Genomic DNA, 24,206 nt, shown 5'->3' with positions numbered 1-24,206 from the left:
GTGTGTCGCTGTCATATAACGCGTATTCGTTTCAATCCAACCTTAATAAAGGTAAGTCATCCTCACTAATCCTGAACAATGGTAAGCAATGCTTCGTTGTAGCAAAACAAACACCCTTATACGGTGGGATTACCACCTACCACTGAATGGAAGCACGGAGCAAACAGGGGTCGGTTTCTCGACTGGAGTTCGAGGTAGAGTGGCCGCCGGGCCACGTCGCCTGCTATCTCATCGAGGGCCCCGAACCGATTCTCGTCGATGCCGCCCTCCCCGACCACGAGGAAGCGTTCCACGATGCGCTCGCCGAACTCGGTTACGAGCCGGGCGATATCGAACACGTCCTGGTTACCCATCCGCACGTCGACCACGTCGGCCTCGTGACGATGGTACTCGAAGCGGGCGACCCGACCGTGTACGCGCCCGCAGGCGTCCGCGAACGGTTCGCCCGCGACCCGGCTGCCCTCGAAGCCCGCGTCCGAAAGAACTGCGAAGCGGCGGGCTTCCCGGACGAACAACTGGAGACGGCCGTCGACATGGCGGTCGACTCCCTGGAACGGGACGCCGCCCTTCTGCCGCCCGAATCGGTCGACGCCTGGATCGAGCCCGGTGACACGACGCAGGTCGGCCATCTCGAAATCGGCGCTATCCATGTCCCCGGCCACCAGGCTGACCATCTGAGCTACCCGACCGAAATCGACGGCGAACGCGCGCTGCTTGCGGGCGATATGGGCATCGAGCCGTTCCGGCCAGTCGTTATGCACGACGGCCTCGACGACGGCCACCGTGAGGCGTTCGAGGCGTTCTACACCGCGCTTGACCGGCTCGCTGGCGTCGATGTCGACCGTATCTACCCCGGTCACGGCCAGATTCACGAGAACCTCGCTGCGACCGTCGAGCGCCACCGCGAGAGCCTCGACGAACGGCTCGAACAGGTCGAGGAACTGGTCGCGTCGGGCCACTCGACGGTGCCCGCCGTCGCCGCCTCGCTGGCCGGCGAACGCGACATCAGGTATCTCATCCCGGAAGCCATGAGCGCGCTCGCACACCTCGAACAGAACGGCGTAATAACGAGCGAGTCAATCGACGGCATTACGCACTACGACGCATGACTGGCGTCGACCAACGCTACGACACCGTTTTCTGGGACATCGGCGGCGTCATTGTCGAACTCAAATCCGTTCGCGCGGGCTATGCGGCGTTCGTCTCCGAGCTCGCGTCCGAACACGACATGGACGCCGATGCCGCCCTCGACACCTGGAAGTCCGTCCTCGGCGAGCATTTCGGAGGCCGAGAAGGCACCGAGTACCGCACTGCCCGTGAGGGCTACGAGATGGCCACCGTGGCGTTGTTCGACGACGAGCCGCCCGAGGACTGGGAACTCGTCTTCGAGCGCTCGACGGCTGCCACGCTGCGGGCCGAGGACGGTGCCGTCGAAACCATCGAAGCGCTCGCCGAGGCCGGCGTCCAGCAGGCCATCGTCTCCGATATCGACACGCGCGAGGCCGACAACATGCTCGAATCGTTCGGCATCCGCGGCTGTTTCGACCACATCACGACCTCCGAGGACGTCGGCTTCACGAAGCCCGACGAGCGGATGTTCCGCGATGCCCTGTCGGCGACGGGGGCCGACCCCGAACGGACAGCGATGGTCGGTGACCGCCACTCTCACGACATGGCCGGCGCCGCCGCACTCGGCATCGGCACCGCGGGCTACGGCGAGGAGGCGTGGGGGCCAAAAACCGACCACGAGATGAGCGACCTGCGTGATCTGCTCGACATCGTCGGCGTCGAGAACTGACCGAACCCGGTCGTCTCGGCACGCCCTACTAAACGTCCCTCCTATCACCGTCCAAATCCTTATAGCGAAACACGCAGATAGCCGGGTTGCAATGGACTTCGGACTTGACGACAAGACTGCCCTCGTAACGGGCGGAGCCGGACGTATCGGAAGTGAAGACTGCCGCGTCCTCGCAGAGGAGGGCGCTGAGGTGATCGTTCTCGACGTAGCCCACGAGAAGGCCGAGAACGTCGCCACCGAACTCGAAGATGAGTACGGCGGCACAGCCCACGCCGTCGAGTGTGACCTCACCGACCGCGATGACGTCGCCGACACCGTCGCCGCCCTCGAAGAGGAGACGGACGGCATCGACGTGCTCGTCAATAACGCCGGAATGGTCGACGCGCGCGACCGCGTCGAGAACTTCGACGACGACATCTGGGACCGCGACATCTCCGTGAATCTCACCGGCGCGTACAACATCACACGGGAGGTCTACCCCCACATGAAGGAACGGGAATGGGGTCGCATCATCAATATGTCCTCGATGGCCGGCTGGCAGGGCGGCTTCGGCCAGCTTTCGTACTCCTCGACGAAGGCCGCACTCATCGGGTTCGGCAAGACGCTCGCTCTCGAAGGTGCCCAACACGGCATCACCTCGAACGTCATCGCGCCCAGCATCGTCGTCGGCCAGCTCGCAGATCTTCCCATCGAACAGCTCGAAGACGTCGACGAACACTTCGCCCGCATCGCGAAAGCTACGCCGATGCGAAAACTCGGTAAGGAGGAGGATGTCGCCAACCTGGTCGGCTATCTCTCCTCGGAACAGTCCAACTACATCACCGGACAGGTCATCGGTGTGACCGGCGGCATCGACCTGTTCAGTTTCTAACACCCACTTTTTGCACGCGAACGCGGGTCGAGCGCGAAGCGCTCGACACCGGTTCGCGGCAAAAACTTGGGGAAAATATGCGCGCGTACTCCTTTCGGCGCCTTCGGCGCCTCCAGTCCGTGCGCGCTACCGGACGCTCCCTCCGGTCGCGTCCGGCGAACCGCTCGCTCACTTCGTTCGCTCGCGGATGCTACATCCAGATACTACACTAACAATGTTCGATAAAAAGAATGGCAAGTAAAACGCAGTGTCCGCGAGCGCCTAATGGCGCTCGTGGTTCCCGGCAGCGCGGCGCGAAGCGCCGCGGTGCCGTAGCGAGAGCCGACTAACGCGCCCGACCGTAGGGAGGGCGCGGCTGGAGGCTCTCGCGCATATTTTCCCCAAGTTTTTGCCGCGAACCGGTGTCGAGCGCTTCGCGCTCGACCCGCGTTCGCGTGCAAAAAGTGGGTGTTAGAAGGTGGGCAGGTTCTCCAGTTCGTGGGTGTGCTCTTCGGCGCCCTCGAAGGCGTCGCGGGCGATGACGCGCTGGTGCACCTCGTCGGCCCCGTCGACGATGCGGAACGCACGGACAGCTTCGTAGAAGTCCGCGAGCGGCAGGTCACGCGAGATGCCGGAGCCACCGGTACACTGGATGGCGAGGTCGATGGCCTCCTGACAGACGTTGGCGGTGAAGACCTTCGACATCGAAACGGGGACGCGCGCCTGCTCACCGCGGGAGAGTTCCGTCGCCGCGTGGCGAACCATCGCCCGTGCGGCGTGCAGTTCCGTCTCCTTGTCGGCGATATCGTAGCGGAGCGACTGCTTGTCCGACAGCGACGTGCCGAACGACTCCCGCTCGCTCATGTACGCCTTCGCAATGGTGAGCGCGCGGCGCGCCATCCCGGAGAAGCGCATACAGTGCGTCAGGCGGGCGGGGCCGAGTCGCTGCTGGGCGATGGCGAAGCCGGCGTTCTCCTGCCCGAGGAGGTTCTCCTGGGGCACGCGAACGTCGTTGAACCGGAACTCGGCGTGGCCGTGACCGTCGAGGTCGGGGCCGAGATGCGGAATGTCGCGGACGAACTCGACACCGTCGGCGTCAGTCGGGACGAGGATGATGGACGCGCCCTGGTAGGGGTGGGCGTCGGGGTCGGTAATCGCCATGAGCAGGATGACGTCGGCGTGGCTTCCCTGCGTCGTCCACCACTTGTGGCCGTTGATGACGTACTCGTCGCCGTCCTTCTCGGCGGTGGTTTTCAGCATCTTCGGGTCTGAGCCGGCGCCGGCGCGCGGCTCCGTCATGCCGAACGCCGACCGGATGTCCCCGGCGACGAGCGGCTCAAGGTACTCCTCTTTTTGTTCTTCGGTGCCAACGAGCTCGATAGTGTGCATGTTGCCCTCGTCGGGGGCGTCGACGCGCATCGCGGAGGCACCAAGAATCGACCGGCCGGCCTCCTCGAACAGCGGCAACACGTCGCTGAGGTCATAGCCCATGCCGCCGTGTTCCTCGTCGATCTGCGGACAGTAGATGTCGCGGTCGCGCGCCTCCGCGCGCAAGTCTTCGATGACATCCTCACCGACAGGCCCGCTGCCGAGAACCTCCCGTTCCGCCGGGATGACGACCTCGTCGACGAATTTTCGGGCGCGTTCGGCAAGTTCCTTCGCTTCGGGGGAGTCGTGGTACTCCATGCCGGTGCGTTTAGGGTACAACATTGTAAAAGAACCGGCGTCGGATAACCGCGGCCGTCGCTGAGCGGCGGCAGATATTTGGGTAAGGGCCACTCACAACTGCTTACAATGTTAGGGACTTCGGAGGGTGTTTGCCCATGACAGACACTAGCTCCGACTATTTCGAGCGAATCGTCGACAAGGAATCGCTCCAGTCGTATCTGGAATCCGAACTCGGGCCAGCCGAGTCGTTCGACGTCCGCCACCACCAAGAGGGCCACTCAAACGAGACGCTGTTCGTCACCTGGGGCGACCTCGAACTCGTCATCCGGCGCCCACCGCCGGGGGATATCGCCGAAAACGCCCACGACGTGCTGCGGGAGTACCGCGTCATCGACGCGCTGCAGGAGACGAACGTCCGCGTCCCCACGACGGTGCTTGCGTGTGACGACCATTCGGTTCTCGGCAGCGACTTCTACGCGATGGAGAAACAGGAGGGCGACGTGCTGCGCGATGCGGAACCCGACCGCTTCGCGAACCCCGAGGCACGCGAGCAGGTCGGCCACGAACTCGTCGACCGCCTCGTCGAAATTCACAACGTCGATTACGAAGCTATCGGCCTCGAAGAGGGTGACTTCGGCTACCCACCAGGCTTCACCGAACGGCAGGTGCGTCGCTGGTCGGAACAGCTCACGTGGGCCTTCGAAGTCACCGCCGAAGAGCGAGAGGTGGAGACACTGTACGACATCATGTCGTGGCTCACCGAGAATACGCCGGACGACAATGAGTACCCGAACACGCTCGTTCACGGCGATTACAAGCTCGACAACGTGATGTTCGCGCCGAAAGCCGACCCCGAAATCGCCGCCATCTTCGATTGGGAGATGTCGACGCTCGGTGACCCCTTCACCGACCTCGGCTGGATGCTCTCCTATTGGCGCGAGGAGAAAGACCCCGAACCGCCGACGCCGTCGCTCGCCTCGACGTTCATGGCCAACGAGGGCTATCCGACACGGCGTGACCTCGTCGAGCGCTACGAGCGAAAGACAGGGTTCGAGTTCGACAACTGGAAGTTCTACTGGGTGCTCGCGGTGTACAAGCTCGCCGGCCTCGGCGAGATGTTCTTCCGCCGGTATCTCGAGGGCAACTCCGACGACCCGATGTACCCGAAGATGCGCGAGGGCGTCCCCGCGCTGGCCGAACAGGCCCAGATGATCATCGACGGCGAGATAACGCTGTAAGGCGTCGTTTCTCCCTTTGATTTATATACAAACACGCGGGCAGCCCGGGCCATGCGTTGAGCCATCGCTGGCGTGCCGCCGAGGCGGGAGTGTGACCCACGGCGCGCCAGAGCGAAAGAGTGCGGTCACCTGTTCGCCACGCCGAAGCGGCAGGGATTTCATACCTGAGCCGTAGCTCGGTTGACGTGTCCCGGCTGTACGCCACCGCCCTGTTCGCTGCTCTCGCGACGATGTGGGGGCTCTCGTTTCCGGCCATTCCCGTCGGCGTCGGGCTCATCGTCCAGCCCGACCCGACCAATCTGCTCGCCGGCGATACGCTCCGCCGGCTCATCATCCTCGGTCAGGTGGTCTGTGTCGCACTCGGCGGCGTACTCGTCCAGCGCACCGCGCCGTCGATGGAGCGGGTCGCGATGACCGGCTGGGCGATGCTCGTCGGCGGCGGCGTGCTCCATCTCGCCAGCTTCACAGCCCAGGAATCGGCGACGATAGCGGCGCTCGAACCGACGGCCATCGAAGCGGTGCTCTATCCCGGCATGTTCTCGACGGCGCTCGCGTTCATCATCTACTTCACCATGTTGGAGGAACGCGGGGCCTTCGAGGCGAGCCTCGTCCCCATCGTCGCGACGATTGCCGGCGTTGCGTTGCTCGGAGAATCCGTCGATCTGCTCTCGGTTCTGGGATTCTGCGTCGTCTTCATCGGCTTCGCGCTACTGAAACGTCACGCGCTGGCCGACCTCGTCGGTGTCGGCGTCAGTTGATGGCGCCTTCGTCTCTCAATCGAGCGATTGTCTCCTCGTCGAGGCCCGCCTCTCGAAGAACGCCATCGGTGTGTTCGCCATGGCCAGGTGCAGCAGCAGACGGTGACGGCGGTACGTCGCTACCTCTGAGCGGGAATCCGACGCGCGGCGCCCCATCATCGGGGCGCTCGACGTAGCCGCGGGCTTCGATTTGGGGGTGTTCGAACGCCTCTGCGGGCGTGTACACGCCATCGACAGCGGCGTCCACATCGGCCATCGTTTCGGCCCACTCGTCGCGCGTCCGTTCGGCGAAGATCGACTCCAACTCCTCACGTACCGCTGCCCGCTCTGCGGGGTCGTCGGTCATGTGTTTCCCGACGAGGTCTGGTCGGTCGACGGCCTCACAGAACGCACTCCAGAAGTGGGGTTCCAGCGCGCCGAGCGTGACGTACTTCCCGTCTTTGGCCTCGTAGACATCGTACCACGGATACTCGCCGGTGAGTGGCGTCTCGCCGGGGCGTGGGTTCTCGCCGCTGAGTGCCTCGGGCGCCAACGCCTGGGAGAAGGAGACAACCGCATCAGTCAGGGCCACATCGAGATACTCACCACCAGTGTTGCCGAGCTCTCTGGAGAGCAGCGCCGAACAGACCGAGAAGGCGGCAAGCAGACCGCCGGCCATATCGGCAATCTGATATCCTGGCATCTGCGGTTTCTCGTCAGTATCGACTCTGCTCATATCGAGCAGTCCAGCGAGGCCGATGTAGTTGAGGTCGTGGCCGGCCCGGTCGGCGTGTGGGCCGTTCTGGCCGTACCCCGACAGCGAGCAGTAGACGATGTCCTCGCGATATTCGGTCAGCGTTTCGTAGTCGACGCCCAACCGTTCGGTAACACCGGGGCGGAAGCTCTCGATAACCACGTCAGCGTCAGCCACGAGGTCGTAGAACGCTTCCCGCCCGGACTCGTTTTTGAGGTCGAGTGCGACGCTGCGCTTGCCGCGGTTGACGGCATCGAAGACGGCGCCGACGCCGGCGTCGGTCGTCGGTGGCATATGTCGAGCGTAGTCGCCAGCGCTAGTATCCTCGATTTTCACTACGTCGGCGCCGCTGTCGGCGAGCAACTGTGTCGCGTACGGACCAGGGAGTAGCCGCGTGAGGTCGAGCACGCGAACGCCATCGAGTCGCATACTCCCAGGTGTGAGTGTGGGTACTTAACACCCGACGAAACGGCAGGCACACGGTGCGGTGTTTATCTGAGGTTCGAGGCGAAACCCCGCCTTTCCCGCGAGACGGGTGTGTTCCGACGCCGAGTCGGAACCGAGCGCCAAGCAGGGCGGGGATGAAGCCGACTGCTGAAAGCGACCCAGAAGATACCCCCGAGTTCGCTGACGCCTGCTGGCATCCCTGTGGCAAAAATACCACTGGGATGCCGTATACCGGTCGGGAATAGGGGTAACGGCCACTTGGCATGGCCAGCAGTCCACCAGTCCGACACTGTGGGACTACCGTGCCCGAAAGGGCTGGTATCCGTGTCTGGACTGCAAACCTGAAACTCCCGCCGCCCGGGGATCCTCGCCGTTCACCGCGAGGAGGATGTCAAACGCCATCTCTCCTGCCCTGCCAAAGGCGCACTTAAACCGCCCTGCTCCTGAACGCGCAGGCTTGATAAGCCGCTGGTCGCACGTTACCTCATGGCAACACAGGAAGCCCCATCGACGGGCGTCAGCTTCGACACGGACGAGGAAACGAACCTCATCCTCTCCAGTCTGGACGATTTCATCGAACAGGAGATAGCACCCATCGAGGACGAACTGGGCGAGACGTGGTCGAACCCACGGAAGCGCCACGAAGACGACGGCCGGTTCGTCCCGGAGGTCGTCGAGGCGATTCAGGAGGTGCGGAAGCGAAGTGCCGATGCGGGGTTCTACGCGATGAATCTGCCGGAGGACGTCGGCGGCGAAGGCGTCTCCAACGTCACCTGGTATCGGGCCATCAAACACGTCGCCTCGAAGGGGCCGGGGCTCAGCGAATACGTCCTCGCGGGCCCGGAGGGCCCGAAGCCGCTGCTCGCCCAGGCCGAGGGCGACCAAATCGAGGAGCATCTGCTTCCCTGCGTCCGCGGCGAGAAATCGACTGCGTTCGCGCAGACTGAACCCGGCGTCGGCTCTGATTCGCCGAACATGTCTACGACCGCCGAGAAGGACGGCGACGAGTGGATCATCAACGGCCAAAAGCAGTGGATTACGAACGCGCCCTACGCCGACTTCGTCCAGGTGTTCGCCCGCACCTCGCCACAGGAGGAGATGGGCCGCTACGGCGGCATCACCTGCTTCATCGTCGAAAATAACGAGTACGAGGTAACCACGCTCAACAACGCCATCGGCATGGTGGGGATGCAGGGTGAGATTTCGCTCGACGACGTCCGCGTCTCCGACAACCGAGTTCTCGGAACCGAGGACGGCGCCTTCTACGACGCCATGGAGTTCCTCTCGCTTGGTCGGCTCGAAATTGGCGGGCGGGCGCTCGGTCACGCTGAGTTCCTCATCGACCGCGGCGTCGAATACGCGAACGAACGGGAAGCGTTCGGCCGCCAGATCGGGAAGTTCCAGGGCGTCTCACACAAACTCGCCCGCGGTCGTGCGAACGCGTTTGCGGCTGATACGGCCGGACTCCGGCTCGCCTGGCTGATGGACAACGGCGAGCAAGCCATCGAGGAGTCATCTATCGTCAAATACCTCGCGTCGAACGTCCTGTTCGATATCGCAGACGATGTCGTGCAGGTGCACGGTGGCAACGGCCTCGCGGAAGACAACCCGTTCATGGACGAACTGCAGACGGCCCGCGTCCTCCGAATCGTCGAGGGTACCGACGAGATCCAACTGAACACCATCGCGAAGGAGCTGGGTATCGACTGAACCGACGGATCGACTCGGCCGGCGACCCCGCAGTGGACACGGCCCGTCCGCGCGGGACTGGAGACGACCGACGGCGAATCGAGCTGTATCGGTACCGGGAAGCGCCGTCGCCGACCGACTAGGAGAACGGCGAGCGAGAGCACCGGATCGGGCGGCTGACACGGCCGCTGTACGAGCGTCTGCAGGCTGGGCTACCGGCCGCTACAGCGCCTCAACGGTGTCCTCGATCTCCTCGCGCGGCACCGGATAGATCCAATCGTCGGTGTCCCACGCGTACTGCACTTCACCCTCGGCATCGAGGACGAAGACGGCCCGGCACGATGTTTTCGTGCCGGCCATCCCCTGCCGCTCGATGAGGAGTTCGTACGCATCCGCGACATCGCCGTTGACATCGCTGAAAATCGAGAAGGGGCTATCGTGCTGGCGGAGGAACTCGTTGACGGAGTACGGGCCGTCCCGCACGATACCGTAGACGGGGACGCCGTCGAATTCGTGCCAGCCGGCGGTCTCGTAGCGCATCCACCAGTTCTGTGCGATTGCGGAGAACACGAAGCCATCGAAGACGAGTACGGCCCCGCGGTCGCCGAGGGCATCGGCGAGCGCGTTCGGTCGGAACGTCTCGCCGTCACACAGTAGTGCTTCGAATCCCGGTGCGTCGTCGCCGACTGATGGTGGCATACCTCCACATCCGACGGCGAGGACTTAAACACGCTGTCAGCAGCAACCGTTAACGCCGTCGGGTTTTTGCCCCCGGCTCCGTAGATGAGGGTATGTCAGTCACGCTCTACCGACTCGAAGGCTGTCCGTACTGTGAGTTCGTCGTCGATGAGCTCGATGAGCTCGACGTCGAGTTCGACAGCGTCTGGGTCGAAGGGTTGCATTCGAAGCGAAACGAGGTCAAGCGGGTGTCCGGCCAGCGGCAGGTGCCCGTCATCGTCGACGACGAATACGGCGTCTCGATGAGCCAGTCGGCGCGCATTTTCGAGTTCCTCGAAACGACGTACGGCGATGCCGACTCGCCCGAAGAGGTCGAAGTCGAGTTCTAATCGATCGAGTGGGGGTCGAGACCGGGGTCTTCGACCGGCGGTGCGCCGATCGAGAGGACGATGCCCTCGTCCTCGCCGACGTATCGGTGGCCGTGGCCGACTTCGGGCTTTGCGACCCAGAACGTCCCGGGGCCGGCGTCGGCGAACTCTTCCTCGCCGGAGCGGCCGAGTTTCAGCGAGAACTGCCCTTCGAGGACGAAATACAACTCTTCCTGCTCACGGTGGGCATGATACTGAATCTCCTCATTGGGGTCGAAATACCACACCGTCACGCGCATCTCCGAGAGGCCGAGCTGGTCGCCGACCGGGCGGATATCCAGATCCGGCGGCACCTCCTCGATTTCGGAGAGGTCAGTAATCGGAACGTCGTCGATGTCGATGACCTTGTAGTCCATACCGACTGACCCCACGGAACCGAATGACAAAAAGCTACGTCCGAGGGTCAGAGTCGATGACTGCGTCGGCGAGTCTCGGTACTGCCTCGGTGACGTCCTCGCGGAAATCGTACTCCGCGTGGCCGGAGAGCCCGGTCGAATCGAGGTTGACGATGATGAGCGTCGCCCCGCGGTCGGCGGCCGTCTCGGGCAGCGAGGCTGCGGGTTCGACCGTCAACGACGAGCCGATGGCGAGGAAGACGTCCGCGCTTTCGGAAAGTGAGTGAGCGCGGAACCGCTCGTGTTCGGGGAGCTGTTCGCCGAAGAGGACGACATCGGGTTTCAACACGTCGTCACAGTGCTCGCAGGTGGGCGGGAGGTCACCGCCACGGGCGCGCTCGAACACCGGGTCGGCGTCGAACCGCCGGTTACAGCCCGTGCAGGCGACCCGCTGACCGTTGCCGTGGAGCTCGACGGGGTCGTCGCTGCCGGCTTCCTGATGGAGACCGTCGACGTTCTGCGTGATGAGGGCGTCGAGGTGGCCGCTTTCTTCCAGTTCCGTAAGCGCCTCGTGGGCGGCGTTCGGCTCGACATCGTTGCCGAAGAGGTCTTCGACGAGGTCGACGCGTTCGCGCCAGAAGCCCTCGGGGTCGGCCTGGAATCGCGAGATGTGGAAGTCGTTCGGGTCGTACTCCGTCCACAGTCCATCCTCCGAGCGAAAGTCGGGGATGCCCGAGGCGGTGGAGACGCCCGCGCCGGTCAGCGCGACGACGGAGTCAGCGTTTTGAATCGCCGACGCCGCAAAGGAGAGTTCCCGCTCGTCCATATCTCGTCGTCGGCATCGACAGGGAAAAATCTCTCGTCGGTCACCGCCTTCGACGCACGGCGAACAGCGTAAGGAGCGCCGCGAGTGCTGGAAGCGTCACGAGCGGCGTGAAGCCGGGCCCCTGGACAGCCGTCTGTGTTTGAACACACGCTGCCCCCAGCTTTCGGTCACGGTCGGCATCGGCGTCGGAGCCGGCCCCGAAGTGGCGGTCGCTGTGGGTGCCGGTATCCGTTCGGCCGTCGATTTCGGCGTGGCTTCATCGGCCTCGGAGGGCGGCGAGCCGAGCGTCTCGGCTGCCTGCTCACGGTTCGTGCAGTCACAAATCCAGAATCAGTGGCTGAACGTGGGTTCGTCGGGGTCGAACTGCTCCTCGTCGTAGTGTGAGCCGACAGCGGCGACCGTGGCTCTGATGACGACCCCGGCAACGAGAAGGATCGCTACTTGTACGCGCTGACGCCAGTAAGTTCCTTGCCAACGACGAGCTGTTGAATCTCGGTCGTGCCGTCGGGGATAGTCATCGTGCGGGCGTCGCGGTAGTAGCGTTCGAGGGGGTACTCCGTCGAAAGACCGTTGCCGCCGTACACCTGGATGGCGTCGTCGGCCACCTCGACGGATTTCTCACAGACCCACCCCTTCGCAAGCGAGGAGTACATCCGGGCCTCCGGGTCGCCCTCGGCGACCTTTCGCGCTGCCTCGTATGTCAGCAACCGCCCAGTCTCGAGGCCGGCACGGATGTCGTAGAGTTTCTCCTGAACGAGCTGGTGGCCGCCGATGGGCCCGCCGAACACCTCGCGGTCTTTGGCGTACTCAAGCGCCGCTTCATAGGCAGCCTGCATGATGCCGACGGACATCGCCGCCATCCCCGTCCGCATGTAGGAGAACATGGCGTTCAGCGGGTCTGCAGTCTGGAACATCTCGTTTTCCGCGATGTCGGAGTCGCCGGCAGCGACCATGTTCATCACGGCGTTCATCAGTTTGTTGTCTTCGGGAACACGCACGTCGTCGAAGAAAATCTGGCCGGTCGGAGAGCCCTTCCAGCCGAGTTTCTCCAGTTCGCGCGTCTCGATATCGTTGGTGACCGTATCGACGATGAAGAAATCCCGCTGTTCGGTTTCGAGGTCTTCGGCGACGACAAGCGCCATGTCCGCGATGGGGGCGTTCGACACCCACGTCTTCTCGCCGTTGATAACGTACTCGTCGCCGTCCTTCTCGGCGGTCGTTCCGGGATGGGCCGTGTCGCTGCCGCCATCGGGTTCGGTGACAGCCATACAGCCGATACAGGCACCCTCATCGAGTTTATCGCCGAGTGCTTCCTGGGTCTCCTCGCCAGCGTAGGCGGCGAAAAGCGTCGGGAACGACATGTTCAGCGTGACGTTCAGCGACGGCCAGATGCGCGAGATCTCCTCGGACGTGATGGCGTACGTCAAGGGATCGGCGAAGCCGTCGCCCTCGACGTCGCCTGGGCCGATGCCGAGGTCACCGAGCATCTGCTGGTACTCGATGGCCTCGTCTTTCGTCATCGGTTTGCGGTCGGCCTCGGGCAGGTCGGGTTCGATTTCGGCTTCGAGGAACTCCCGCAGTGAGTCCCGAATCATCTCGTGTTCGTCGTCGAGGTGTGCACTCATCGCTATCCCATACTGTCGGACACAGCAGCAAAGCGGTTGAGCGAAGGATACGAGGGTATTGAAGTCGGCGCCCTACTTCGACAGGTCGACTCGGACGCCCTCGGTTTCCGTCTCGGGGAATATCTTGCCCGGATTGAGGATGTCCTTCGGGTCGAGTGCGGCCTTGATGCCGCGCATGACCTGCACCGTGCCCGCGCCGTGCTCGCGTTCGAGGAACGTTCGTTTGCCCATGCCGATGCCGTGTTCGCCAGTGGCGGTGCCGCCCCATTCGATGGCCTGCTCGACGATGTTGTCGTAGAGGTCATCAGCGGCCTCCAACATCGCCTCGTCATCGGGGTCGATGAGGGCGGCGTAGTGGACGTTCCCGTCGCCGGCGTGGCCGAAGCACGGCAGGAGGATGTCGTGTTCGGCCGCCCGCGCTTTCGCATAGCGGATGAGGTCGGGATACTTGCTAATAGGGACGGTCACGTCGCCGGGATGGCGCGGTTCGAGGTCGGGGTCGTACTGCTGGATGGCGAAGGCGAGTTCGTCGCGGGCCCGCCAGAGTTCGTCCATACGGTCGTCGCTCGCGATCTCGAACTGCTCGACATCGTGGGCGTTGAGGATGGTTCGGAAGAACTCGATCTCCTCCTCGATGCCGTGGTTGGCGTGGAATTCGACAAAGATCATCGCCGCGTCCGGGAGGCCGGTGTCGAAGTAGGCGTTGGCCATCTCACCGGCCAGGGGGTCGATGAGTTCGAGTTTCGCCACGTCGACGCCCGAGCGGACGGCGTCGAAGACGGCCTCGGCGGCGTCGTCCATCGAGTTGAAGACCGCGCGACCGCCCTTGATTTGCTCGGGAAGCCCCTCCAGTTCGAGCGTCGCGCGCGTGACGACGCCGAGCGTGCCCTCGCTGCCGATGATGAGGTCTTTCAGATTGTAGCCGGAGGAGGTCTTGACGGCCTTGCTCCCGGTTTCGATGACCGTCCCGTCAGCGAGGACGATTTCGAGTTCGAGCACCCAATCCGCGACTTCGCCGTATTTGACCGTCTTCTGGCCGGCGGCGTCGTTGACGATCATGCCGCCGATGGTCGAGAGGTTCGCCGAGGAGGGCATCGGTGGGAAGAACATGCCGTGTTCGGCGGCCGTCTCGTCGACGACGTTGCCCATCACGCCGGGTTCGACATCGATCTGGAAATCGTCGGGGCGTACCTCCAGCACGTCGTTCATCTTCGTCATATCCATGCTGATTCCCTTGAACGCGGGGACGGCGTTGCCTTCCATGGACGTGCCCGCAGCGTAGGGGGTCACGGGTACGTCGCGTTCGTGAGCGGCTTCCAGCACCGTCGACACGTCGGCGGTCGATTCCGGCCAGACGACGGCGTCGGGGGTTACGCCGAGGCCGGCCTCCTGTGCCACCCAGTCGGCGGCGTGGTTCTCCCGGGCGGACTCCTCGAAGGAGGTTGTCCCGTCGAGAGCGAGGTCAGACAGGAACGAACAATCGTACGTCATACCCTGACAGGACGGCCGTATCCGCTTAAAGGTATCCGCGTCGGTGTGCAGGGCTTTACCCCCGTGAGGATAGTGGGTGCAGTCCGATTCCGGGTCGAACTCGTGCAGCTACCGATGGAAGATTAACAGTTTTGTTTAATTTACCGCCCTTTAATTAACATTGATAAGGCATGACCCCGCATGTGGTGGTATGCCGATGCGAGCAGCCGAAGTCACCGAGTTCGGTGGCACCGACGGAATCGAGGTAACGGACACGGAGAAACCAGAACCCGGCGAGGGCCAGGTGCGCATCGAGGTGCGCGCCGCCGGCATCAACTTCGCCGACATCATGCAGCGCCGCGGCCACTATCAGGGCGGCCCCGAGCCGCCGTACGTCCCCGGCATGGAGGTCGCGGGCGTCATCGACGCGGTCGGCGACGGCGTCGGCCGCGAGCCGGGCGAAGCGGTCGTCTCGCTCGTCAACGGCGGCGGCTACGCCGAATACGCGGTCGCCGACGCCCGCGGGCTGCTCGACATTCCCGGCGAGCTGAGCTTCGAGGAGGCCGCCGGCTTCCCCGTCCAGTGGCTCACCGCCCACAACTGCCTCCACGAATGGGGTGGCCTCGAAGAAGGCGAAACCGTGCTGATTCACGCTGCGGCGGGCGGCGTCGGCAGTGCAGCCGTCCAGCTGGCCGACGAGGCAGGGGCGGAGATCATCGGCACCGCCTCGACCGACGAGAAGCTCTCGATGGCCGAGGGGCTCGGCATGGATCACCGCATCCAGTACACCGAGGAGGATTTCGTCGAGCGGGTCAACGAGATTACCACCGGCGACGGCGTCGACCTCGTCCTCGACGGCATCGGCGGGGAGACATCCGACGAGAGCCTTGATGCGCTCACCTCCTTCGGCCGGATGGTCTCGTTCGGCGCCGCCGCCGGCGAACCCGGTCGCCCGAACACCGCCGACCTCCTCTTCGGTAATCAGCGCGTCATCGGCTACCACCTTGGCCGCGCGATTCAGGAGAAGCCGATGAAGGTGATGGGTGCCGTGCCCGAGCTGACGCAGTTGCTCGGTGACGGCACGCTCGAGGTTCAGGTCGGCCACACCTTCGGCTTGGAGGAAGCCGCCGACGCTCACGAGTTCATCGAGGCGCGGAAATCCAGCGGCAAGGTCGTGCTCGTCCCCTAACTGCGATAGGTTCGGACGCCGTTTTTCGCTGTCGACACTGTTTCTCCACGCCGTTCGAGCCGTGCAAGCGACCCGACCGTCTCGAAGACGGAGAACTCCATGCGCCGCGGGTCGTCGATGCGCGTTTCGGTCACCTCGTAGGCCGTCGCACGGCCGAGTTCCGAGAGCGTCCGCCGACACGACGCGACGAGGGAATCGAGGTCATTGCGAGCCTGCTCGATAGCGCCGCCGGCGTCCTCGAAAACCGGGCCGTGGCCGGGATACACGCGGTCGATGTCGTGGGTTGCGAGGCGGTCGAGGCCGTCGTAGAACGCGTCGATGCACTCCTCGTAGCCGCGGTCGAACCCGACATGCAGCGCCGCAGGGCGGAACGGTTCGATGAGGGTGTCACCGGCGAAGAGGTCGCCATCGGCGAGGAACGCGGCCTGATTGGCCTGATGGCCCGGAACATGAATCGGTGTGAACGTGATAGCGCCGGCGTCGAGCGGGTCGCCGAAGGCGACATCAACGTCGATGTCCTCCGGCGGGAGGCACGACCGATTGCGACGGAGGGAGTCGACGGCCCGTTCGACTGCCGATTCGGGGTCGGGGACGCCGGCGGCGGCTGCGTTTCGCCGGACGACCGAGGCGAGGTCGTCCGGGTCGCGTGACAGGCGGTCGCGGATGCCCTCGGGCGCATACACGGTTGGGTCGGCGGCGTCGACCAGCGACGAGACCTGCCCGTCGTGGTCAGTGTGGGGGTGGGTGATGAGGAGATGCTCGACGTCTTCGGGCGCGTAGCCGGCTGCCTCGAGGCCGTTCGCGAGCGCTGCCCAGCCCTCCTCGCCCGGCGCACCGGCGTCGATGAGTATTGGCTCCTCGGTCGGGAGGAAATACGCGTAGGCGGTGTGCGGTGGCCAGGGAACCTCGAACTCGATACGATGGATGTCGACACGTTCCGACGGACGGGGCATTCGCCTCCGCTTCGCCGCGGGCGATTATAAACTGTGCGGCGTCACAGCCACGGCAACTCGATGCGGTCACGTCGGCCATCAAGCACGTCGAATCGCTCGTCGCGACGCCGCTCCAGCCACCTGAGCAGGCGCTCGGCCCACAGCAGTTTTCGGGCCTTCTCCTCCCCAACAGAGGGGTCGTCGAACGCCCATCCAGGGAAGACGAGGCGGTCGGCGCCGCAGGCGTCGGCGAGAAACGCCGCCCTGTCGCCATCGGTGAAGCCGCCGGGATTGACGACAGACGGCGTCGGTTCGGCCTGCGTCGTCGGTAGCACGGCCGTCGCATCGAACGTCGGCACCTGTTCGCGGACGGCCTCGATGTTATCGCCATGAGCATGGGCGGCGACCGGCGTGCCGGCTTCCGTCAGCTCTCGTGCCGTCTCGGGGTTCTTGTCGAGGTCGGTCACCATACAGTCGACGGCGACGCCCGCATCGCGTAACACGTCGACAGCCGTCGAGGCGGCGACGACCGCGTCCGCCCCACGAGCAACGTCGAGGTCACCGACGAGGGAGGGGGCGGCTCCACAGACGGCGACGGTGCCGGAGAACGCGATATCGTCGAGTCCCAGCGGTCGCTTATCGGCCATGAGCCCGGCCAGGACGTCGCGTGCTCGCTCGTCCGCGGCCTGCTCGTAGCCGAAATCAGCCAGTATCGCCTCGTAGGCCGGTTGCCACTGTTCGTACTGCATAGCCACTACCCGAATGAAAGACTGGGCCCAGAGGTCACCAAGGTACCCCTACCCAGGTGTGCCCTCCGGGCTTCCAAGCCGTCATACCTACCGTGATGGCATAAGTTTTCTTGTACCGCGTGCCAGGCGTCCGCCATTCGTCAGACTACTCCAGCCCGCCGCAGGCGCGCGCTACGGCCCGCCGAGCAGCATCTGGCCCCGACTGAATGGCGGCCCGAAGTGACCGGAATTCGGCGGCAGTGCCGACCACCAGCAACGAGCTGCCCTGATAGGCGCGGATACCCTCTAATTTGGCGCTTCGGGCGATGTAATCCTCGGTTTCCCTCTGGAGGTCGAACTCGACGGCGTGTGTCACGACCGACGGCTGCTCGTCGCTGGCCGTCACCCGATGGAGGTGTCGAGCGAACTCCCCGTCGGTCGTAACATCGAGCTCTTCGACGCCCATCTCGGGGTCGCGAACCCGGTCACGGCTGAATTCGTGACCGATGAGGGCGGCGTCCCGCGTTTCCGCGACGTCGTGGGTGCGGACGATGTGGGCGCCGCGTTCGACGGCCATCGAGGTCGCGGCGAGGGAGACGGGCAGCGCCTCCTCTGTGTCTCGGCCGGCGACCTCTCGGAGGAAGTTCTTGCGGTTGATGGAGACGAGAAGGGGGCGACCGTAGCCGCGGAACTCTCGCAGGCGATCGAACGTTTCGCGATCGTCGGCGGTCGTCTTCTCCTCAGACCAGCCGCCGAAGGCGGGGTCGAGGATGGTCTTGTCCGTGAATCCGTTCAGTTCGAGCGCGTCGTAGATGTCATCCGCGTAGCTGCGGCTACGCTTCGGACTGGCGGCGCGTCGCGCCGCCCAGTCGACGTCCTCGACGGCACCAGGTCGTTCGAGGTCGGGCGGGGAAGCCATCTTCGCGACGGCGATGTCGTACTCCGCACAGACGGCCGGCATCTCCGGGTCGGCAAAGCCACAGATGTCGTTGACCATGTCGTAGCTGGCGTCGAGTGCGGCTTCTGCGACCTCGTGATAGCGGGTTTCGATCGACCAGACGGCGTCGCCGGAGGTCGATTCCATCGTCTCGACGGCCGTCTCCAGCCGTTCGAGTTCCTCCTCTGGCGACAGCACGTCGTACCGTTTGTTCGCCGATTCAAGGCCGACGTCGACGATGTCGGCGCCCTCGTCGATGAGTTCCTCGTCGACGTATGCGGCCGCCTCGCCGGCGTTATCGAAGACACTCGGGTCGTACGGCGATTCCTTCGAGACGTTCAACACGCCCATGATTCGGGGCGGATGCTCGTCGCCGATGGGGAGGCCCGCAGCATCTACCGTTCGCATACGCGAAGCAGGTGTGGGCGCCGCTAAAGGCGTCCGGTATCGGCAGACGCGTCGCCGGCGCGGACGGACGCGCTTATACGCGCTCGTCACGAAATCCCGCCCATGGGAAAGGTCTCAATCGCGCTTCGGGGGTGGCGCTTCGACGAGGAGGAGGTGTTCGACGAGACCGGCGACATTCGCCCGCTCGAGGAGATGAGCGAGGAGACGCGCAAACGGCTCATTCGGCTGCGCGTCGTCGCCGGTGAGCCCTGCGACGCCTGCTGGCTCACCACCGAGAAGAAAGCGGACTGCAACGTCGCCCGCATCGTCTACGGGGAACCGCTCTCCGAGGTGCTGCTCTGTCCGGAACACGAACAGGATTTCCTCTACTGGTTCCGCGAGGACGGCGGCAGCCTGGAGAAAGGCGAGTCCCACTTCGCGGACACATTCCACGAGTGGTTCGCTGCGGGCAACCGCGCGCCGGAAGAATACGGCGGCGTCGACCACGTCGACACCGACCCCGACAAACTGCCCGCACCCGACATGGACGAGGACGTCCCCGAACTGGAAGAGGCACTCGAGGATATCGAGGACGAAGACCTCGACGCGCTCGGGATGGACTACTCCGATCTGACATGATCGCGGTCGCCGTCGTCGGCGGAGAGACGCCCGGCAACATCGGCACCATCGCCCGGTCGATGAAGAACTTCGGGCTGTCCGAGTTGTATCTCGTCGACCCGCCGGAGCTCGACCCCGAGGGCGAGGCCTACGGATTCGCCGGCCACGCCCGGGAGGACGTCCTGCCGAACGCGACCGAGATCGACTTCGACTATCTCGTCGAGAACTTCTATACGGTCGCCTGCACCGCGACGACGAACGAGGACGCGACGAAACACGTCCGCTATCCGTTCATCCGGCCCGAGGAGCTCACCGACGAACTCCGCGGGCTCGACGCCGACGTCTGTATCGTCTTCGGCCGGGAGCGCATCGGCCTGACGAACGAGGAACTGGCTCGACTCGACCGTGTCTGTTCGATCCCGGCCAGCGGCGAGTACCCCGTTCTGAATCTCGCGCAGGCGGCGACCATCGTCCTGTACGAGCTCCGGGAACTGACCGTCGACGAGACACAGCATCCGGACGACCCCCACGAGCGAGCAGCCGAACACGAGATCGAGGGGCTCTACGAGACGTTCTCCGATTATCTCCACGACGTGGGCCATCCCGAAGAGAAAATCGGCAAAACGGAGCGGCTCTTCCGGCGGCTCATCGCCCGCGGGCATCCGACGGGTCGAGAAGCCCGGACGATGCGAGGCGTCCTTCGCCGCGGCGCGAAGCGTGCGACCGGCGAAATTCCTCAGGACGGCACGGCCGACGACGGCGACTGATACTGCCAGCTGTACGTTCTGCACGAACGTTCTCGCACCGGAGTGGCGAATAGCTCGATACGGATACAGCCGGCAGTATGATTCAGGTTCGCTCGCCGATCTCCTCGCGCAACAGTTCGGAGACGACCTCCCCTTCGGCTTTCCCGCGGAGCGCGCCCATGCACTCACCCATGAGCCCCGAGAACGCGCCCATCCCCTGCGCTTCGATCTGGGCTGCGTTCCGTTCGACGACCGCTTCGACGACTTCCCGAACCTCCTCGCGGCTGACGCCGGAAAGACCGGCCGCCTCGATAGCTGCCTCGGCGGAGAGCGAGGAATCCTCCGCAAGCTCCGTCAGCACGGGCCCGATGCCCTCCGTGGCGAGGTCGCCGCTCTCGACGAGTTCCAGCACCGACAGGAGGTGCTCCTCGGTGAGTTTCTCGACGGGGACGCCGTCACGGCGGAGTTCCGTACGCGTCGATTCGAGCGTCCCGGCCGCGGTCGTCGGGTCGATACCGCGGTCGACCGCTTCCTCGAAGGTGGGCATGTGGCGGCCGTACGCGACCTGCTCTGCGAGGCCGGCATCCAGGCCAAACTCCTCTTGGTACCGGTCGACGCGCTCGGAGAGGAGTTCGGGCGGTTCAACATCGGTCAAGTCAGGTTCGACCGGCGGCACGTCCGTCTCGGGGTACATCCGTGCGGCGCCCGGAAGCGGCCGGAGGTAGCGTGAGGTGCCGTCCTCGTTCGCACCGCGGGTCTCTTCGGGGACATCCTCGATAGCGACTGCTGCGCGGTCAGCGACGGCCTCGATGGCCTGTTCCGCAATCTGTGTGTCGGCGGCGACGAGCGCCACGGCGTCTCCTGCTCGCGGTTCGTCACCGCTCGCACCGTCCGAGGCGCTCCGCGCCTCGCGTGCCCCGACTGCCTCACGAAGCGCCACGACCTCGGCTTCGGTGACGCCGTAGGCCGGCAGTTCGTCAGTATGGAAGATGCCGCCTGCGCCATGCCGTTTGGCGTGGTCGGAGAATTCGGTGCCGAGTCGGCGGTCGGGTTGAATCTCGCGACCAACGAGGCCGTCGAATCCTTCGAGTCGAACCGCGGTGACCGTCTCCGCGCCCGCGATCACGCCGCTGTCGCTCTCTGCTCGCGGTTCGTCACCGCTCGCACGGTTCGAGGCGCTTTGCGCCTCGCTCTCTTCGAAGACCGCGCTAACGTCCTGTGGGTCACCGACAGCCGCGTCGCGGCTCTGCAGTTCGTCAGCGATGTCGAGGAGTTCGACCTGTCGGCCGACCTCGTTCCGCACGATATCGTCGATATCGTCGAGGCTCTGAACGCCCTTCATCTCGACGCGGGCGCCCTCTTTAATGGAGACGTTGACGTCCTGTCGGATGGTGCCGAGGCCGCGTTTGACCTTCCCGGTCGAGCGCAGCAACATCCCGATTCGTTCGGCCGCGTCACGGGCCTGCTCCGGCGACCGGATGTCGGGTTTCGTGCCGATTTCGACGAGCGGGATGCCGAGCCGGTCGAGGCCGTACGTGACGCCGGCGTCGTGTTCCTCGATGCGGGCGGCAGATTCCTCTTCGAGCAAGAGGTCGGCGATGCCGACCGACCCCTCGTCGGTCTCGATTTGGCCGTCGGTGGCGACGAGCGAGGAGCGCTGGAAGCCCGACGTGTTCGAGCCGTCAACGACGATTTTCCGCATAACGTGGGCCTGGTCGGTGACCTCACAATCGAGCAAGGAGGCGATTTCCATCGTCGTGTCGAGCGCCTCCTGGTCGAGGCGGTGGGGCGGTTCGTCGTCCTCCTCGACGAGGCAGGTGGTGTCATAGGCGAGATACTCGAACTCGCGGTCGACGCGGGATTCCTCGAGCGCCGCTTCGTCGAGTTCGCCGAGTTCGGATTTCGTCGGGTGGAGATACCGGACGAACGACCGAACGGATTCCTCGGGCTCTCGCCGTTCAGTCGGGCAGTTACAGAAGAGCTTGGTCTCGGTGTCGAGCTGCTGGTGGATCTCCAGCCCGGCGACGAGACCGAGTTCCTCGTAATCGTAGCTCATTACGCAACGCTGCGGTGGGCAGCGTCAAAAAAGACACCATCCGGCCGGAGGCCGCATGCCTTGAAGCCGGCTCAGGCGAACTCGCCGCGTTCGAGCGCCGCGTGCATCACCATCCCGAGCGCGAGGTGCTGTCGAGCAGCAGTCGCGATCTCGTTTCTGACTTCGTCGCGGTCAGCGAGCATGTACTCTTTCGTCTGGACGAGCTCGCGCTGTTCGAGAATCTCGTCGTCACAGAGTTCGTGCAGTCGGGGGTAGACGGTTCCGGGGCTGAGGACGGTGTCGAACTCCCCGGCGAGGTCATCCAGGAGCTGTTTGCCGTGGGTGTCCGAAGACCGGAGGCCTACGAGCGACAGCAGGAGCTCGTCCAGCGAGGATTTGACGTGGGACTCTTCGAAGGTGAAAGTGGCGTCGCCGAACAGCTGTGTTTGCACCTCGGAGACGATGTCCGAGGCGGCGGTCGTTGCTTCCTCGTCGGAACCGCCGAGTTCGGCCTGCAGCTGCGAAACGGTCACGGACGCGTCATCGTCGGTCGCGTCGGTCAGGGGAGTCTCCATCGACATACATCATCCAACACACCGTATACACATAATCCGAATTGAGCGTTATCAATGCCCGAATAACAGACCGTACATTTATATAGTAGAACGGGATCGGCGCTCAGTCGCCGAGGATGACGCGTTCGGTCATCGCACGCGGGTTCAGCACCTCGTCGGCTTCCTCCTCGGAGAGATATCCCTCGGCGACAGCGACCTCTCGAACCGTCTTGTCCTGTTCGAGCGCCTTCTTCGCGACCTTCGAGGCCTTGTCGTAGCCGATTGCGGGGTTGAGCGCCGTCGCAAGCGCCATCGACTGGTCGACCTGCTTCTTGCAGTGATGTTCGTTCGCTTCGAGTTTGCCAACGAACCGCTCGCCGAACACCGCCGCGGCGTTCGAGATGAGCTTCGCACTCTGGAGGAAGTTGTGCGCGAGAACGGGTTTGTAGAGGTTCAAGTCGAGTTCGCCGCGGGCGGCGCCTGCGGAGACGGCGGCGTCGTTCCCGACGACCTGTTTGTGCATCTGATTGACCGATTCCGCGATGACGGGGTTGATCTTGCCGGGCATGATGGAACTGCCGGGCTGGTTTTCGGGCTGTTCGATTTCGCCGAGGCCGTTCCGGGGGCCGGAGGCGAGCAGTCGGAGGTCGTTCGCAATCTTGTTCATCGAGCCCGCGACCGTCCGCAGGGCGCCGTGGGCCTCGTTCATGGCGTCGTGGGCCGCCTGTGCCTCGAAGTGGTTGTCGGCTTCCTGGAACTCCAGGCCGGTCTCACTGGAGATGAACTGCGCGGCGAGCGTCGGGAACTGTGGGTGCGTGTTCAGCCCGGTGCCGACGGCGGTGCCGCCCAGCGCGAGTTCGCCGAGGTGTTCGCGCGTGGAGGCGACCCGCTTGATGCCCTTCTGAATCTGGGTGCGGTAGCCGCCGAACTCCTGGCCGAGGCGGACGGGCGTGGCGTCCTGCAGGTGGGTTCGACCCGTCTTCACGACGTCATCGAAGGCCTCCTCTTTCGCTTCGAGTTCGTCGGCGAGCGTCTTCAGCGCCGGAATAACGTCCTTTTCGACGGCTTCGAGGGAGGCGACGTGCATCGCGGTCGGGATGACGTCGTTCGAGGACTGGCCGTAGTTGACGTGGTCGTTGGGGTGGATTTCGCGGGTGCCGACATCGCCGCCGTAGATTTCTGTCGCGCGGTTGGCGATGACCTCGTTCGCGTTCATGTTCGAGGAGGTGCCCGACCCGGTCTGGAAGATGTCGACGGGGAAGTGGTCGTCGTGGATGCCGGCGATGACCTCGTCGGCGGCCTCGATGATGGCGTCAGCTTTGTCCGCAGGGATGAGGTCGAGTTCGAGGTTGGCCTCTGCGGCGGCTTTCTTGACGATGCCGAGCGCGCGGATGAACCGCCGCTCGAAGGTGATATCGGAGATGGGGAAGTTCCCGAGTGCGCGCTGGGTCTGTGCGCCCCAGTACGCTTCTGCAGGCACTTCCATCTCGCCGAGACTGTCGCGTTCGGTTCGGTAATCCTCGTCGTCAGTCATACG

Annotated in this window: 24 protein-coding genes; 11 read left to right on the top strand and 13 right to left on the bottom strand. The window is 64.3% G+C overall.

Going from position 1 to position 24,206, the window contains the following annotated elements:
• Positions 1-146 precede the first annotated feature (146 nt).
• The 3 genes from ACI8UR_RS01645 to ACI8UR_RS01635 all read left to right on the top strand — a co-directional run bounded on the left by ACI8UR_RS01645 (position 147) and on the right by ACI8UR_RS01635 (position 2,669).
• Positions 147-1,109: an MBL fold metallo-hydrolase gene (locus ACI8UR_RS01645; RefSeq protein WP_411714178.1), complete on the top strand. Its 963-nt coding sequence runs from the start codon at positions 147-149 to the stop codon at positions 1,107-1,109.
• Positions 1,106-1,798 carry an HAD family hydrolase gene (locus tag ACI8UR_RS01640; RefSeq protein WP_411714179.1) on the top strand — a complete coding sequence of 231 codons (693 nt, stop codon included), beginning with the start codon at positions 1,106-1,108 and terminating at the stop codon, positions 1,796-1,798. The genes ACI8UR_RS01645 and ACI8UR_RS01640 overlap by 4 nt, the downstream gene beginning before the upstream one ends.
• A 91-nt stretch (positions 1,799-1,889) precedes the next feature.
• Positions 1,890-2,669, top strand: coding sequence for an SDR family NAD(P)-dependent oxidoreductase (locus ACI8UR_RS01635; RefSeq protein ID WP_411714180.1), 780 nt, complete (start codon positions 1,890-1,892; stop codon positions 2,667-2,669).
• A 450-nt stretch (positions 2,670-3,119) separates the two neighbouring features.
• Here ACI8UR_RS01635 and ACI8UR_RS01630 read toward each other — a convergent pair whose 3' ends face one another.
• Positions 3,120-4,334, bottom strand: a complete 1,215-nt coding sequence (locus ACI8UR_RS01630) for an acyl-CoA dehydrogenase family protein (protein ID WP_411714197.1) — start codon at positions 4,332-4,334, stop codon at positions 3,120-3,122.
• 137 nt (positions 4,335-4,471) lie between these two features.
• Here ACI8UR_RS01630 and ACI8UR_RS01625 point away from each other — a divergent pair, with 137 nt between their 5' ends.
• Positions 4,472-5,554: a phosphotransferase family protein gene (locus tag ACI8UR_RS01625; RefSeq protein WP_415087483.1), complete on the top strand. Its 1,083-nt coding sequence runs from the start codon at positions 4,472-4,474 to the stop codon at positions 5,552-5,554.
• Positions 5,555-5,739: 185 nt separating this feature from the next.
• Positions 5,740-6,312 carry an EamA family transporter gene (locus tag ACI8UR_RS01620; RefSeq protein ID WP_411714182.1) on the top strand — a complete coding sequence of 191 codons (573 nt, stop codon included), beginning with the start codon at positions 5,740-5,742 and terminating at the stop codon, positions 6,310-6,312.
• Here the strand turns inward: ACI8UR_RS01620 and ACI8UR_RS01615 are convergent.
• Positions 6,305-7,474 (bottom strand): CaiB/BaiF CoA transferase family protein, encoded by a 1,170-nt coding sequence (locus ACI8UR_RS01615; RefSeq protein WP_411714183.1) that lies wholly within the window; start codon positions 7,472-7,474, stop codon positions 6,305-6,307. The two genes, ACI8UR_RS01620 and ACI8UR_RS01615, sit on opposite strands and share 8 nt — an antisense overlap.
• Positions 7,475-7,978: 504 nt before the next feature.
• Here ACI8UR_RS01615 and ACI8UR_RS01610 point away from each other — a divergent pair.
• Positions 7,979-9,202, top strand: a complete 1,224-nt coding sequence (locus ACI8UR_RS01610; RefSeq protein ID WP_411714184.1) for an acyl-CoA dehydrogenase family protein — start codon at positions 7,979-7,981, stop codon at positions 9,200-9,202.
• A 201-nt stretch (positions 9,203-9,403) separates the two neighbouring features.
• On the opposite strand, the gene ACI8UR_RS01605 is transcribed toward ACI8UR_RS01610, so the two are convergent.
• Positions 9,404-9,880: a peroxiredoxin family protein gene (locus ACI8UR_RS01605; RefSeq protein WP_411714185.1), complete on the bottom strand. Its 477-nt coding sequence runs from the start codon at positions 9,878-9,880 to the stop codon at positions 9,404-9,406.
• A 92-nt stretch (positions 9,881-9,972) separates the two neighbouring features.
• On the opposite strand from ACI8UR_RS01605, the gene ACI8UR_RS01600 reads away from it, so the two are divergent.
• Positions 9,973-10,248 carry a glutaredoxin family protein gene (locus tag ACI8UR_RS01600; protein ID WP_411714186.1) on the top strand — a complete coding sequence of 92 codons (276 nt, stop codon included), beginning with the start codon at positions 9,973-9,975 and terminating at the stop codon, positions 10,246-10,248.
• On the opposite strand, the gene ACI8UR_RS01595 is transcribed toward ACI8UR_RS01600, so the two are convergent.
• On the bottom strand, positions 10,245-10,643 hold the full coding sequence (locus tag ACI8UR_RS01595) for a cupin domain-containing protein (protein WP_411714187.1): 399 nt from the start codon (positions 10,641-10,643) through the stop codon (positions 10,245-10,247). The two genes, ACI8UR_RS01600 and ACI8UR_RS01595, sit on opposite strands and share 4 nt — an antisense overlap.
• Before the next feature lie 34 nt (positions 10,644-10,677).
• Entirely contained in the window at positions 10,678-11,448 is a 771-nt protein-coding gene (locus tag ACI8UR_RS01590; RefSeq protein ID WP_411714188.1) for an NAD-dependent protein deacylase, read from the bottom strand.
• Between the two features lie 139 nt (positions 11,449-11,587).
• On the opposite strand from ACI8UR_RS01590, the gene ACI8UR_RS01585 reads away from it, so the two are divergent.
• Entirely contained in the window at positions 11,588-11,827 is a 240-nt protein-coding gene (locus tag ACI8UR_RS01585) for a hypothetical protein (protein WP_411714189.1), read from the top strand.
• Positions 11,828-11,885: 58 nt separating this feature from the next.
• On the opposite strand, the gene ACI8UR_RS01580 is transcribed toward ACI8UR_RS01585, so the two are convergent.
• Both ACI8UR_RS01580 and ACI8UR_RS01575 read right to left on the bottom strand, forming a co-directional pair.
• A complete protein-coding gene (locus ACI8UR_RS01580) occupies positions 11,886-13,073 on the bottom strand; it encodes an acyl-CoA dehydrogenase family protein (protein ID WP_411714190.1) in 1,188 nt (395 codons plus the stop codon).
• 72 nt (positions 13,074-13,145) lie between these two features.
• A complete protein-coding gene (locus ACI8UR_RS01575) occupies positions 13,146-14,564 on the bottom strand; it encodes an FAD-binding oxidoreductase (RefSeq protein ID WP_411714191.1) in 1,419 nt (472 codons plus the stop codon).
• A 196-nt stretch (positions 14,565-14,760) separates the two neighbouring features.
• On the opposite strand from ACI8UR_RS01575, the gene ACI8UR_RS01570 reads away from it, so the two are divergent.
• Positions 14,761-15,732 carry a quinone oxidoreductase family protein gene (locus tag ACI8UR_RS01570; RefSeq protein WP_411714198.1) on the top strand — a complete coding sequence of 324 codons (972 nt, stop codon included), beginning with the start codon at positions 14,761-14,763 and terminating at the stop codon, positions 15,730-15,732.
• Here the strand turns inward: ACI8UR_RS01570 and ACI8UR_RS01565 are convergent.
• From ACI8UR_RS01565 to folP, 3 genes are all read right to left on the bottom strand, one after another.
• On the bottom strand, positions 15,729-16,685 hold the full coding sequence (locus ACI8UR_RS01565) for an MBL fold metallo-hydrolase (protein ID WP_411714192.1): 957 nt from the start codon (positions 16,683-16,685) through the stop codon (positions 15,729-15,731). The two genes, ACI8UR_RS01570 and ACI8UR_RS01565, sit on opposite strands and share 4 nt — an antisense overlap.
• Before the next feature lie 41 nt (positions 16,686-16,726).
• Positions 16,727-17,413, bottom strand: coding sequence for a 6-hydroxymethylpterin diphosphokinase MptE-like protein (locus ACI8UR_RS01560; RefSeq protein WP_411714193.1), 687 nt, complete (start codon positions 17,411-17,413; stop codon positions 16,727-16,729).
• A gap of 145 nt (positions 17,414-17,558) precedes the next feature.
• Positions 17,559-18,737: a dihydropteroate synthase gene (gene folP / locus ACI8UR_RS01555; protein ID WP_411714194.1), complete on the bottom strand. Its 1,179-nt coding sequence runs from the start codon at positions 18,735-18,737 to the stop codon at positions 17,559-17,561.
• Between the two features lie 102 nt (positions 18,738-18,839).
• Here folP and ACI8UR_RS01550 point away from each other — a divergent pair, with 102 nt between their 5' ends.
• A complete protein-coding gene (locus tag ACI8UR_RS01550; protein WP_411714195.1) occupies positions 18,840-19,355 on the top strand; it encodes a hypothetical protein in 516 nt (171 codons plus the stop codon).
• Complete coding sequence (locus tag ACI8UR_RS01545) at positions 19,352-20,101, top strand: RNA methyltransferase (protein WP_411714196.1); 750 nt, start codon at positions 19,352-19,354, stop codon at positions 20,099-20,101. Before ACI8UR_RS01550 ends, ACI8UR_RS01545 begins: the two co-directional genes overlap by 4 nt.
• An 82-nt stretch (positions 20,102-20,183) precedes the next feature.
• Here the strand turns inward: ACI8UR_RS01545 and gatE are convergent, their stop codons facing one another.
• From gatE to ACI8UR_RS01530, 3 genes are all read right to left on the bottom strand, one after another.
• Positions 20,184-22,136 (bottom strand): Glu-tRNA(Gln) amidotransferase subunit GatE, encoded by a 1,953-nt coding sequence (gene gatE, locus ACI8UR_RS01540; RefSeq protein WP_415087482.1) that lies wholly within the window; start codon positions 22,134-22,136, stop codon positions 20,184-20,186.
• A 71-nt stretch (positions 22,137-22,207) separates the two neighbouring features.
• Positions 22,208-22,696 carry a PadR family transcriptional regulator gene (locus ACI8UR_RS01535; RefSeq protein WP_411716270.1) on the bottom strand — a complete coding sequence of 163 codons (489 nt, stop codon included), beginning with the start codon at positions 22,694-22,696 and terminating at the stop codon, positions 22,208-22,210.
• A 97-nt stretch (positions 22,697-22,793) separates the two neighbouring features.
• On the bottom strand, positions 22,794-24,203 hold the full coding sequence (locus tag ACI8UR_RS01530) for a class II fumarate hydratase (RefSeq protein WP_411716269.1): 1,410 nt from the start codon (positions 24,201-24,203) through the stop codon (positions 22,794-22,796).
• Between the last annotated feature and the right edge of the window lie 3 nt (positions 24,204-24,206).

It is taken from the genome of Natronomonas sp., assembly GCF_047616845.1.
Classification (GTDB): domain Archaea; phylum Halobacteriota; class Halobacteria; order Halobacteriales; family Haloarculaceae; genus Natronomonas.
Note: the sequence above shows the minus strand (reverse complement) of the source record. Positions and strands in the feature narration are given on the sequence as shown.

Excerpts from the sequence above, each read along its gene's own strand:
- ACI8UR_RS01645 (WP_411714178.1), top strand. The coding sequence starts at position 147 with ATGGAAGCACGGAGCAAACAGGGGTCGGTTTCTCGACTGGAGTTCGAG.
- ACI8UR_RS01640 (WP_411714179.1), top strand. The coding sequence starts at position 1,106 with ATGACTGGCGTCGACCAACGCTACGACACCGTTTTCTGGGACATCGGC.
- ACI8UR_RS01635 (WP_411714180.1), top strand. The coding sequence starts at position 1,890 with ATGGACTTCGGACTTGACGACAAGACTGCCCTCGTAACGGGCGGAGCC.
- ACI8UR_RS01630 (WP_411714197.1), bottom strand. The coding sequence starts at position 4,334 with ATGGAGTACCACGACTCCCCCGAAGCGAAGGAACTTGCCGAACGCGCC.
- ACI8UR_RS01625 (WP_415087483.1), top strand. The coding sequence starts at position 4,472 with ATGACAGACACTAGCTCCGACTATTTCGAGCGAATCGTCGACAAGGAA.
- ACI8UR_RS01615 (WP_411714183.1), bottom strand. The coding sequence starts at position 7,474 with ATGCGACTCGATGGCGTTCGCGTGCTCGACCTCACGCGGCTACTCCCT.
- ACI8UR_RS01610 (WP_411714184.1), top strand. The coding sequence starts at position 7,979 with ATGGCAACACAGGAAGCCCCATCGACGGGCGTCAGCTTCGACACGGAC.
- ACI8UR_RS01605 (WP_411714185.1), bottom strand. The coding sequence starts at position 9,880 with ATGCCACCATCAGTCGGCGACGACGCACCGGGATTCGAAGCACTACTG.
- ACI8UR_RS01600 (WP_411714186.1), top strand. The coding sequence starts at position 9,973 with ATGTCAGTCACGCTCTACCGACTCGAAGGCTGTCCGTACTGTGAGTTC.
- ACI8UR_RS01595 (WP_411714187.1), bottom strand. The coding sequence starts at position 10,643 with ATGGACTACAAGGTCATCGACATCGACGACGTTCCGATTACTGACCTC.
- ACI8UR_RS01590 (WP_411714188.1), bottom strand. The coding sequence starts at position 11,448 with ATGGACGAGCGGGAACTCTCCTTTGCGGCGTCGGCGATTCAAAACGCT.
- ACI8UR_RS01580 (WP_411714190.1), bottom strand. The coding sequence starts at position 13,073 with ATGAGTGCACACCTCGACGACGAACACGAGATGATTCGGGACTCACTG.
- ACI8UR_RS01575 (WP_411714191.1), bottom strand. The coding sequence starts at position 14,564 with ATGACGTACGATTGTTCGTTCCTGTCTGACCTCGCTCTCGACGGGACA.
- ACI8UR_RS01570 (WP_411714198.1), top strand. The coding sequence starts at position 14,761 with ATGCGAGCAGCCGAAGTCACCGAGTTCGGTGGCACCGACGGAATCGAG.
- ACI8UR_RS01565 (WP_411714192.1), bottom strand. The coding sequence starts at position 16,685 with ATGCCCCGTCCGTCGGAACGTGTCGACATCCATCGTATCGAGTTCGAG.
- ACI8UR_RS01560 (WP_411714193.1), bottom strand. The coding sequence starts at position 17,413 with ATGCAGTACGAACAGTGGCAACCGGCCTACGAGGCGATACTGGCTGAT.
- folP (WP_411714194.1), bottom strand. The coding sequence starts at position 18,737 with ATGCGAACGGTAGATGCTGCGGGCCTCCCCATCGGCGACGAGCATCCG.
- ACI8UR_RS01550 (WP_411714195.1), top strand. The coding sequence starts at position 18,840 with ATGGGAAAGGTCTCAATCGCGCTTCGGGGGTGGCGCTTCGACGAGGAG.
- ACI8UR_RS01545 (WP_411714196.1), top strand. The coding sequence starts at position 19,352 with ATGATCGCGGTCGCCGTCGTCGGCGGAGAGACGCCCGGCAACATCGGC.
- gatE (WP_415087482.1), bottom strand. The coding sequence starts at position 22,136 with ATGAGCTACGATTACGAGGAACTCGGTCTCGTCGCCGGGCTGGAGATC.
- ACI8UR_RS01535 (WP_411716270.1), bottom strand. The coding sequence starts at position 22,696 with ATGTCGATGGAGACTCCCCTGACCGACGCGACCGACGATGACGCGTCC.
- ACI8UR_RS01530 (WP_411716269.1), bottom strand. The coding sequence starts at position 24,203 with ATGACTGACGACGAGGATTACCGAACCGAACGCGACAGTCTCGGCGAG.